This is a genomic window from Pseudomonas sp. P2S-1 (genome assembly GCF_057197725.1).
Map to the genome: position 1 here is coordinate 2,633,121 of NZ_CM170068.1, position 9,871 is coordinate 2,642,991.

Annotated in this window: 11 protein-coding genes; 6 read left to right on the top strand and 5 right to left on the bottom strand. The window is 64.8% G+C overall.

Going from position 1 to position 9,871, the window contains the following annotated elements; genetic code table 11:
- Positions 1–149: 149 nt before the first annotated feature.
- The 4 genes from AC2CQI_RS11625 to AC2CQI_RS11640 all read right to left on the bottom strand — a co-directional run bounded on the left by AC2CQI_RS11625 (position 150) and on the right by AC2CQI_RS11640 (position 2,276).
- Positions 150–1,034, bottom strand: a complete 885-nt coding sequence (locus tag AC2CQI_RS11625) for a pseudouridine synthase (RefSeq protein ID WP_484580240.1) — start codon at positions 1,032–1,034, stop codon at positions 150–152.
- A gap of 50 nt (positions 1,035–1,084) precedes the next feature.
- Entirely contained in the window at positions 1,085–1,393 is a 309-nt protein-coding gene (locus AC2CQI_RS11630) for a transcriptional regulator (protein WP_484580608.1), read from the bottom strand.
- Between the two features lie 93 nt (positions 1,394–1,486).
- Complete coding sequence (locus AC2CQI_RS11635; protein WP_075803037.1) at positions 1,487–1,918, bottom strand: D-Ala-D-Ala carboxypeptidase family metallohydrolase; 432 nt, start codon at positions 1,916–1,918, stop codon at positions 1,487–1,489.
- Between the two features lie 121 nt (positions 1,919–2,039).
- Positions 2,040–2,276: a glutaredoxin family protein gene (locus AC2CQI_RS11640; protein ID WP_075803036.1), complete on the bottom strand. Its 237-nt coding sequence runs from the start codon at positions 2,274–2,276 to the stop codon at positions 2,040–2,042.
- Positions 2,277–2,445: 169 nt separating this feature from the next.
- Between AC2CQI_RS11640 and AC2CQI_RS11645 the strand changes: the two genes are divergently transcribed.
- Positions 2,446–4,404 carry a monovalent cation:proton antiporter-2 (CPA2) family protein gene (locus tag AC2CQI_RS11645; RefSeq protein WP_484580241.1) on the top strand — a complete coding sequence of 653 codons (1,959 nt, stop codon included), beginning with the start codon at positions 2,446–2,448 and terminating at the stop codon, positions 4,402–4,404.
- Between the two features lie 122 nt (positions 4,405–4,526).
- Here AC2CQI_RS11645 and AC2CQI_RS11650 read toward each other — a convergent pair whose 3' ends face one another.
- A complete protein-coding gene (locus AC2CQI_RS11650; protein WP_075803034.1) occupies positions 4,527–5,735 on the bottom strand; it encodes an ammonium transporter in 1,209 nt (402 codons plus the stop codon).
- Positions 5,736–6,047: 312 nt separating this feature from the next.
- Here AC2CQI_RS11650 and AC2CQI_RS11655 point away from each other — a divergent pair, with 312 nt between their 5' ends.
- The 5 genes from AC2CQI_RS11655 to AC2CQI_RS11675 all read left to right on the top strand — a co-directional run bounded on the left by AC2CQI_RS11655 (position 6,048) and on the right by AC2CQI_RS11675 (position 9,735).
- Complete coding sequence (locus tag AC2CQI_RS11655; RefSeq protein ID WP_484580242.1) at positions 6,048–6,362, top strand: ElaB/YgaM/YqjD family protein; 315 nt, start codon at positions 6,048–6,050, stop codon at positions 6,360–6,362.
- A 10-nt stretch (positions 6,363–6,372) separates the two neighbouring features.
- Positions 6,373–6,741 (top strand): phage holin family protein, encoded by a 369-nt coding sequence (locus AC2CQI_RS11660; protein WP_484580243.1) that lies wholly within the window; start codon positions 6,373–6,375, stop codon positions 6,739–6,741.
- Complete coding sequence (locus tag AC2CQI_RS11665) at positions 6,738–7,082, top strand: hypothetical protein (RefSeq protein ID WP_075803031.1); 345 nt, start codon at positions 6,738–6,740, stop codon at positions 7,080–7,082. Before AC2CQI_RS11660 ends, AC2CQI_RS11665 begins: the two co-directional genes overlap by 4 nt.
- Positions 7,083–7,161: 79 nt before the next feature.
- Positions 7,162–8,325: an EAL domain-containing protein gene (locus tag AC2CQI_RS11670; RefSeq protein ID WP_075803030.1), complete on the top strand. Its 1,164-nt coding sequence runs from the start codon at positions 7,162–7,164 to the stop codon at positions 8,323–8,325.
- A 78-nt stretch (positions 8,326–8,403) separates the two neighbouring features.
- Positions 8,404–9,735, top strand: a complete 1,332-nt coding sequence (locus tag AC2CQI_RS11675; RefSeq protein ID WP_075803029.1) for a deoxyguanosinetriphosphate triphosphohydrolase — start codon at positions 8,404–8,406, stop codon at positions 9,733–9,735.
- Positions 9,736–9,871 lie beyond the last annotated feature (136 nt).

Consider the following 9,871-nt stretch of genomic DNA (forward strand, 5'->3'; position numbering starts at 1 on the left):
AATGCGAAAGGCCCGGAAGTGTTGAGCTTCCGGGCCTTTTTTGTTGGTCTTACGGGCCTCATCGCTGGCAAACCAGCTCCCACAGGGTTCAGCGGCGCCGCGGACCCTGTGGGAGCTGGCTTGCCAGCGATGAGGCCCTGAAAGTCACCTCACCAATCAAGCCTCAAACGACTCTCGAAATACCGCTCCTCCCCCGTCAGCGGATCCTTGAACCTCAGGCTCCGCGCCAGCAGCTTCAACGGCTTGGAATAATCATCCTCGCCCTGCAGCACCTCGGGATAGAACGGGTCATTGCAGATCGGCGCCCCCAGCGCGGCCATATGCACGCGCAACTGATGGGTCTTGCCGGTCACCGGCGACAGCCCGTAGCGCCACAGCTTCCCGCGCGTCTCCAGCACCTCGGCATGGGTCTCGCTATTACTCACCCCCGGCACTTCCTGCATGCGGAAGAACGGCTCGCCATTGGCCATGCGGCTCTTGTGCACCAACGGAAACGCCACCGCCGGCAAGGCCGGGGCAATCGCCTGGTACTGCTTGTCGATCTGCCGGGTCGGGAACAGTTGCTGGTACGCCGAACGGCTTTGCGGATTGGCCGAGAACAGCACCAGCCCGGCGGTGTGCCGGTCGATCCGGTGCAACGGCACCAGATGAGGGTTGTCGAGCCGACGGATCAGGCGGCGCAGCAAGGTCTGCTCGACATACTCGCCGGTCGGCGTGACCGGCAGGAAATGCGGCTTGTCGGCCACCACCAGATGCTCGTCCACATGCAGGATGTCCTCCAGCACCGGGATCGGCTTTTCATTGGGGACTTCGCGGAAATAGTGGATACGCAGCCCGACCCGGTAGGGATGGTCGAGCGCGATCGGCTGCCCCTGGGCATCCAGCACCCGCCCGCGGGCAAAGCGATCGAGCCAGGCTTCACGGCCGATCGCCTTGAAGTGCTCGCACAGGCAGTCCAGCACCGTGGACCAGTTGCCCGGCGGCAGGCAGACCGTACTGGCCTGCTGGCTGGCCGGATCGAAAACAGTGCTCATGAAAAGACTCGCAACCTGGGAGCCGCGCATTATCCGGCATGAGCGCCGTCTCAGCCAGCCTCGGTCGCGGCATCGCAGGCGGCCTTCAGCCAGCGCAACACATCCACCGCCTCCCAGCGGCTGGCGTCGTACAAGGCATAGGCCTGGCCTTCGTACCCCACCACATCCAGCGGCCGGTGAAAGCCGGCACGCTGGAACAGGGCTTCGATCTCGGCGAAGCAGGTGTTGAAGTGGACCTTGCCGAACGGCGTGCGCTCGTCGGTGACCAGGCCGTCCAGGCGCAATTCCACCACGGCCTCGCGCACCTCATCGACGGACATGCGATTGACGCTGGATTTCAGTTGTTCGACGTTGACCATCATGTTTCTCCGGGCATGAAGCTGCCCGCCCCGCATACTGTACTTATATACAGCATAGGAGGCAGGCGGGTTGAACGTCAATGACGTAACGATTCATTGCAGGCCCGGCAGATAACCGGTGCCCTTGCGGATGGTCAGCACCTGGCGGCGCTGGCGCTGGCCAGACAGGCCCAGATGAACCCAGCCGTCGAACTCGAGGATCAGCTGGTCGAAGTCCAGGTCGCTGTCGCGGATCCGTTGCGCCAGCTGCCGCGGCGTCAGGCTGACCGCCATGATGTCGGCGGCGAGCCCCTGGACATGGGCGCTGGAGGACGAACCGCCGACCCGGCGATTGAGCTCTTCGCAGCGATAGCCGCTGGTGATCAGGATCGGCTGGCCGACCAGGCTGCGCACCGATTCAAGGGTCTTGCATAGCTCCACCAGGTTGGCGATGACCTGGCTGTCCGGGTTGTTGTCCAGCCCGGCGCGGTTGGCGATCTGCGAGGCGGTCATTTCGGCGAGGGTGAAATGGGGGGTGAGGAACATGCTTGCCACTCCTTTGGCTTGGGAAATCCGCAGCGACCATCAAGGCCGCTGCCAACGGATTCTCCAACCGCCGCGATGACGATTGCATGCGCACTTGTGCATCAAAATGTGAAGCAACGGCCTACCCGAGGAAAGCCACCACCTGGTCCGCATCGAACGGCCAGTTCAGCTCGGCGCCGCTGTCGCAGCGGCGCAACACCGGGATTTGCAGGCCGTAGCGCTCGAACAGCGCCTGGTCGTCGGCGATATCCACCAACTCCACCAGCAGGCCATGCTCGACCAGCGGCATCAGCAGCGCCTCGGCGACTTCGCACAGGTGGCAACCCAGGGTGCCGAACAATTGGCATTCAGGAAGCATTGAAAAATACCGATACAAAGTGAACGGGAGGTCCATTCTAGGATGGCGCTCCCGGTCCGTCGAGGCGCGCTCCGGCGCGACCCGACCTGTTGATCCTGATCAACGGAGCGGCACCCGGATCGCTGTACCCTAGACGTTTTTTTGCTGTTTTTTACAGGGAGTGTGTGGTGTGTTCGCAAACCTGCTGATCATCCTGGCGTCGTCGCTGGTTGTCATCGCGGTCTTCCGGCGTCTGCAATTGCCGCCGGTACTGGGCTACCTGTGCGTCGGACTGTTCGTCGGCCCGACGGCGCTGGACTGGGTCAACGAAAGCGAGGAACTGCCCGACCTGGCGGAAATGGGCGTGGTGTTCCTGCTGTTTTCCCTCGGCCTGGAGTTCTCCCTGTCGAAGATGCTTGCCCTGCGCAAGGTGGTCTTCGGCCTCGGCAGCCTGCAAGTAGTGTGCTGCGGCCTGGCCCTGGCCGGGGCCCTGTCGCTGCTGGGCATGCCGAGCACGGCGGCCTTGCTGCTGGGCGGTGGCCTGGCGCTTTCCTCCACCGCCATCGTCTCCAAGGAGCTGACCAGCCTCGGCGAAATCTTCAGCAGCCACGGGCAGAACGCCATTGGCGTGCTGCTGTTCCAGGACGTGGTCGCGGTCCTTTTGCTCACGCTGGTCCCGGTGTTCGCCGGGGAAACCAGCCAGGCCTGGTACTGGGCCCTGCCGCTGACCCTGGGCAAGACCGTGATCCTCTTCGTCGGCCTGCTCCTGGCCAGCCGCTGGCTGCTGCCGCGGCTGTTCCATGAGGTGGCCAGCTCCCACTCCGCCGAGCTGTTCGTGCTGCTGGCGCTAGTGATCGTCCTGCTCACCGCCTGGCTGACCCACCTGCTCGGCCTGTCGCCAGCCCTCGGCGCCTTCCTTGCCGGCATGCTGCTGGGCGAGAGCAACTACCGGCACCAGATCGAGGCGGATATCCGTCCGTTCCGCGACATCCTGCTGGGCCTGTTCTTCGTCAGTATCGGCATGCTGATCGACCTGCACCTGTTCGCCAGCAACGGCCTGGAAATTCTTGGTCTCACCCTTGGCCTGCTGCTGCTCAAGGGCCTGGTCGTCGCCGCCCTGGTGCGGGTGCGCGGCAGCGATGCGGAAACCGCCTGGCGCAGCGGCCTGGCCCTGGCCCAGGGCGGCGAGTTCTGCTTCGCCCTGATGGCGCAGATGCAGCAGAGCAACCTGCTCCCCGCCGAACTCGGCCAGTTGCTGCTGGCCGCGACCTTCTGCTCGATGCTGGTCACCCCGCTGCTGCTGCGTGCCGCCCCGGCCGTGGCCCTGCGCCTGCACCGCAAGCCCAACGAAGAGATCCATCTGGAAGAAATCGAAGCGCAGAGCGCCGACATCAAGGGCCACGTGATCATCTGCGGTTATGGCCGGGTCGGTCAGTCCATCGGCCGCTTCCTGCGCCGCGAACAACTGCCTTTCATCGCCCTGGACGACGACCCGGTGCGGGTCCAGGAGGCGGCGGCCGGCGAAAACTGCGTGCACTACGGCGATTCGCGGCGCGGTGAATTGCTCGAAGCCATCGGCCTGGAGCGCTCGCGCCTGCTGGTGGTCGCGGTGGATAACACCGAAGTGGCGATGCACGTGCTCAAGGCCGCGCGCCAGCGCAATGCGCAGATCCCGATCCTGGTGCGCACCCGCGACGACAGCCTGCGCGACGAACTGCGCGCCGCCGGGGCCAGTGCTGTGGTGCCGGAGGTGCTGGAGTCCAGCGTGATGCTGGCCTCCCATGCCCTGGTGATGCTGGGCGTGCCGGAGGAGCGGGTGCGGCAGACGGTGGAAGAAGTGCGACAGAGTCGCTATCGCCTGTTGCAGGGCTTCTACCAGGGCGCGCAGACCGACCTGGTGGACAGCGAAGGCCAGCCCAAGGTGCTGATGCATGCGGTGCAGTTGCCGTCCAATGCCTATGCCTGCGGGCGGCGGCTGGATGAGCTGACCCTGGAGCAACTGGGCGTGGAGTTGCAGGCGGTGCAGCGCAATGGCACCGAGCTGGCGCTGAATACTGGCACCTGTCTGCATGCCGGGGATTCGGTGCTGGTGTGCGGGCCGCTCAGTGCGATCAAGGCCAGCGAGGCGCGATTGTTAGCCGGCCGCTAATGGCGGGAGCACCACTACCCCTGTGGGAGCTGGCTTGCCAGCGATTGCTATGGTGATTTCACTACTGCAATCGCTGGCAAGCCAGCTCCCACAGGGGCCAGTGTTGCCCCTCAGAAAGCATTTCAGTCCTGGCTGGTAGCGCCGATCTTGTGGATCGACAGGTCGGCGCCGTAGTACTCCTGCTCCTGACTCAGGCGCAGGCCATGCACGCGCTTGATCAGACCGTAGACGATGAAACCACCGGCAAGCGCCACCACCACCCCGGCCACAGTACCGATCAACTGGCTGACGAAACTCACCCCGCCCAGCCCGCCGAACAGCTGCTGGCCAAAGATCCCGCAGGCGATCCCGCCCCAGACCCCGCACAGGCCATGCAGCGGCCACACACCGAGCACATCGTCGATCTTCCAGCGGTTCTGGGTCGCGGTGAAGCACCAGACGAACAACGCCCCCGCCACTGCGCCAGTCACCAGCGCGCCCACCGGGTGCATCAGGTCGGAGCCGGCGCAGATCGCCACCAGCCCGGCCAGCGGGCCGTTGTGCAGGAAGCCCGGGTCATTGCGCCCGACGAGCAGCGCCGCCACGGTGCCGCCGACCATGGCCATCAGCGAGTTGACCGCCACCAGGCCGCTGACCGCAGGCAGGGTCTGGGCGCTCATCACGTTGAAGCCGAACCAGCCAACGATCAGGATCCACGAGCCCAACGCCAGGAACGGAATATTCGACGGCGCAAAGGCGACCAGTCGCCCTTCACGATAACGACCATTTCGCGGGCCTAGCAGCAGCACCGCCGCCAGCGCCAGCCAGCCGCCCATGGCGTGCACCACCACGGAGCCGGCGAAGTCATGGAATGGCGCGCCGAAGGTCGCTTCGAGCCAGGCCTGCACCCCGAAGTTGCCATTCCAGACCATGCCTTCGAAGAACGGGTAGACAAAGGCGACGATCAACGCCGTCGCGCACAGTTGCGGGGCGAAGCGTGCACGCTCGGCGATGCCACCGGAAATGATCGCCGGGATCGCCGCAGCGAAGGTCAGCAGGAAGAAGAACTTCACCAGGCCATAGCCATGCTCGGCGCCGAGGGTCGCCGCCGGGTGGAGGAAATGCGTGCCATAGGACAGCCAGTAGCCGATGAAAAAGTAGGCCAGGGTCGACACGGCGAAGTCGCTGAGGATCTTCGACAGGGCGTTGACCTGGTTCTTGTGGCGCACGGTGCCGACTTCGAGGAAGGCAAAGCCGGCGTGCATGGCCAGTACCATGACCGCGCCGAGGAGGATGAACAGGGTGTTGGAGCCCTGGACCAGGGAGTCCACGGCGCTTTGCAAATTTTCCATGAAGTCGGCAGACCTGCAAAAAGGAAAAAAGCACCAAAGCGGTTCGAGAGCCTTCCGTGACGCACCAGACTGGATCAGTCAGGCGCCCATCCTTGGGTGGAGAAACCTGTGCGAGGTGATTTTTCCGAGGGTTGTGTTGAATTGGGTTATGGTTCCACGGCCCTCCGCAAGGGCCCACGCCCGGAAACGGCGCAGGCGCCAAGCCAGGCGCACCAGTGCGAAGCAATTGCTGTACCAGCAGCAAATATCACTGAACCTTCAGCGACGCCCTACACTCGAAATTCCAATTGCCCACCTTTCATGGAGAACCGCATGGCCAGCAAACAGGCACAAACCGCCCAGGAAATCCTCATGGCCGATTTCCAGACCTTGGTGCGCGACACCGAGAAACTCCTCGAACACACGGCCACCCTCGCCGGCGACCAGGCCGACGAACTGCGCGCGCAGATCCACGACAACCTGCTGCGCGCCCGGGAAACCCTGCAACAGACCAACAATGACCTGCGCGAACGTGGCCAGGCGGCGCTGACCAGCACCGAAGAGTACGTGCAGACCAACCCCTGGCAATCCATCGGCATCGCTGCCGGCGTGGGCTTCCTGATCGGTCTGCTGGCCAGTCGGCGCTGAGGGCCGGGCCATGGAAAACCAATCCCCCGGCTCATCCTCGCGGCGCCTCGGCGCGGCCATCCTCGGCCTGCTGCACGGTCATGTGGAACTGTTCGGCATCGAATTGCAGGAGCAGAAGGCCCGCACCCTGAACCTGCTGCTGTTCGCCGGGCTGGCGCTGGTCTTCGCCCTGCTCCTGCTGACCGCATTGTCGGCACTGCTGCTGGTACTGCTCTGGGACACCTATCGTCTGGCCGGCATCATCGGCCTCTGCGTGTTCTACGGCGTCGCCGCGGTGTTCTGCGCAGTCCGCCTGAAAGCTGCGGTGCATGACGAACTGTCGCCGTTCCGCGGCACCCTCGAAGAACTTGCCAAGGACCGGGAGCGCCTGTTGCCATGAGCCTGCCTGAACTGCCCCAGACCACCGACCGCCGTGAATTGCGCAAGGCCATGGTGCGCCTGCGCATGGAAATGCACCGCCAGGAAATCCGCAACGAAGCCGGCAATGCCCTGCAACCCCTGACGCGCCTGCGCAGCATGGGTGACAGCCTGCACAGCGGGCTGCAAGGCGGCCTGGGGATCAAGCATGCGCCGCTGTGGGGCATCGGTGCCGTGGTCCTGCTGGGTTTCATCACCGGCAAGGGCGCGCGCAGCGGCAACCTGAGCCGGCTGACCAAGCTCACCAGTAGCCTTCTGCCATTGATTCGCCTGTTCATGCAGCAGCCGCCGAAACGCCCGTAAGCGAACTGGCGGCATTCTTGCAGAACGCTGACCGGGTGGTCCGCCACCCTTATGCGTTCTAGAACAACAAGGAGTCGCCGTGTCCGACGAGCAACCGCTCGCCTGTTTCCAGCCGTTCATCGACACCGCCACTGGCCGTATCGCTGGCGTCGAAGCCCTGGGCCGCCTGCGCCGGGGCGATGGCCAACTGCGTTCGGTGGGGCCGCTGTTCAACGACCCGAACATCCCCTCCGCCGAGTTGCTGAAACTCGACCGGACCCTGCGGGAACAGGCTTTCAGACAATTCCACCAGGCTCCCGAAGACTGGTTCCTCAGCCTCAATATCTCGCCGCGCTGGGTCAGCGAAGTGCAACCCGGCGACCCCCTGCCAAGCCTGGTACAACTGCAGCAGCAAGGCGTCGATCCGCGGCGGGTGGTGTTCGAGATCACCGAGACCGGCGGCGATCGCGAGCGCCTGGCCATGGTGGTGCAGCGCTACCGCGAAGCCGGGGCACGAGTGGCCATCGACGACTTCGGCGCCGGCTACTCGCAACTGGACCGGGTACTGTCGCTGCAGCCGGACATCCTCAAGCTGGATATGCGCCTGTTCCAGGCAGCGGCCCGCGGCGGTCCCAGCAGCGAGGTGGTCAAGGCCCTGGCGCAGATGGCCGAGAAAACCGGCTGCGTGATCATCGCCGAGGGCGTCGAGACCGAGGCCGAGCTGAACTTCGCCCTGGAATGCGGTGCGCGCTACCTGCAAGGGTTTCTCTTCGCCGGTGCCGAGCCCGGGTTCTTCCCGGCGCAGACCTTCGCCGGGCGCTTCGCCCAACTGCGCGAGCAGTACGTACAGAGCAAGCTGGCCGAGCGCGCCAGGCTGATGCAGCGGCGCCAGCAACTGGTGGAGCTGATGCCGCAGTTGCAGCGCTGGGTCATGGCCAATGCCTCGCTGGAGGAACTGCCGGACCTCAAGGCCTATCCCTGGCTGCTGCGCTTCTTCCTCTGCGACCGCCACGGCACCCAACTGACACCGAACCTGGAATGGCGCCAGCAGGGCTGGCACGTAGACTCCAGCTACCTGGGGCACAACTGGTCGTGGCGCCCCTACTTCTACCACCTGCTGGCCGAGGGCTGGGACGAGCGGCGGCTGATCCTGTCCAACACCTACCGCGATGCGACGACCAACCAGTACTGCCTGACCGCAGGGCAGTTTTTCGACAGCGGACGCCGGTTGTTACTGATTGATGTCGACGCCGCCGGACTTTGAGCTTGCGGCGGGGGCCTGGAAAACGGGAAGCTAGGCCCTTGCCCTTTGTTATGGGCTCTTTATTTATGGAGGCTGGCCTTGGACTGGCACACCCTGCTTACCCGTGAACGCCTCGGCAAAACCCTGCACAGCTCCGAGGAACTGGGCCGCAGCCCGTTCCACAAGGACCATGACCGCATCATCTTCTCCGGCGCCTTCCGCCGCCTGGGGCGCAAGACCCAGGTGCATCCGGTCACCAGCAACGACCATATCCACACCCGCCTGACCCACTCCCTGGAAGTCAGCTGCGTCGGCCGCTCGCTGGGCATGCGCGTCGGCGAAACCCTGCGCGAGGCCCTGCCGGACTGGTGCGAGCCGAGTGACCTGGGCATGGTCGTGCAGTCCGCCTGCCTGGCCCATGACATCGGCAACCCGCCTTTTGGCCACTCCGGCGAAGACGCCATCCGCCACTGGTTCCAGCAGGCCGCCGGCCGTGGCTGGCTGGACGGCATGAGTGATGCCGAACGCGCCGACTTCCTCAACTTCGAAGGCAACGCCCAGGGTTTCCGCGTGCTGACCCAACTGGAATACCACCAGTTCGACGGCGGCACGCGGCTGACCTACGCCACCCTCGGCACCTACCTGAAATACCCCTGGACCGCGCGCCACGCCGATGCCCTCGGCTACAAGAAGCACAAGTTCGGCTGCTACCAGAGCGAGCTGCCGCTGCTCGAGCAGATCGCCCACAAGCTCGGCCTGCCGCTGCTGGACAACCAGCGCTGGGCCCGGCATCCGCTGGTGTACCTGATGGAGGCGGCGGATGACATCTGCTACGCCCTGATCGACCTGGAAGATGGCCTGGAGATGGACCTGCTGGACTATCCCGAGGTGGAAGCGCTGTTGCTCGGCCTGGTGGGCGACGACCTGCCGGAAACCTACCGCCAGCTCGGCCCGCAGGACTCGCGGCGGCGCAAGCTGGCGATCCTCCGTGGCAAGGCCATCGAGCACCTGACCAACGCCGCGGCGCGGGCCTTCGTCGAGCAGCAGGAGGCGCTGCTGGCCGGCACCCTGCAGGGCGACCTGGTGGAGCACATGGACGGCCCGGCCAAGCGCTGCGTGCTGCAGGCCAAGGACATTGCGCGCAAGAAGATCTTCCAGGACAAGCGCAAGACCCTGCACGAGATCGGTGCCTACACCACCCTGGAGATTCTCCTCAACTCCTTCTGTGGCGCTGCCCTGGAGCAGCATGGCGGGCGCAGCCCGTCATTCAAGCACCGGCGCATCCTCGACCTGCTCGGCAACAACGCGCCGGATCCGAATGGCTCGCTGCATGCGGCGTTCCTGCGGATGATCGACTTCATCGCCGGAATGACCGACAGCTACGCCAGCGAGATGGCGCGGGAGATGACGGGGCGGTCGAGCCCGATCTGACATTCGAAAGGACTACTCGGACCCTGTGGGAGCTGGCTTGCCAGCGATTGCCATAGTGAATTCACCAAAGCTATCGCTGGCAAGCCAGCTCCCACAAGGTCCGTGTTGTTCCGTATAACGATATGGTGCATGGCTC

Coding starts and splice junctions, on each gene's coding strand:
- AC2CQI_RS11640 (WP_075803036.1), bottom strand. CDS start 2,276: ATGCTTCCTGAATGCCAATTGTTCGGCACCCTGGGTTGCCACCTGTGC.
- AC2CQI_RS11635 (WP_075803037.1), bottom strand. CDS start 1,918: ATGTTCCTCACCCCCCATTTCACCCTCGCCGAAATGACCGCCTCGCAG.
- AC2CQI_RS11655 (WP_484580242.1), top strand. CDS start 6,048: ATGGCCAGCAAACAGGCACAAACCGCCCAGGAAATCCTCATGGCCGAT.
- AC2CQI_RS11625 (WP_484580240.1), bottom strand. CDS start 1,034: ATGAGCACTGTTTTCGATCCGGCCAGCCAGCAGGCCAGTACGGTCTGC.
- AC2CQI_RS11660 (WP_484580243.1), top strand. CDS start 6,373: ATGGAAAACCAATCCCCCGGCTCATCCTCGCGGCGCCTCGGCGCGGCC.
- AC2CQI_RS11665 (WP_075803031.1), top strand. CDS start 6,738: ATGAGCCTGCCTGAACTGCCCCAGACCACCGACCGCCGTGAATTGCGC.
- AC2CQI_RS11650 (WP_075803034.1), bottom strand. CDS start 5,735: ATGGAAAATTTGCAAAGCGCCGTGGACTCCCTGGTCCAGGGCTCCAAC.
- AC2CQI_RS11630 (WP_484580608.1), bottom strand. CDS start 1,393: ATGGTCAACGTCGAACAACTGAAATCCAGCGTCAATCGCATGTCCGTC.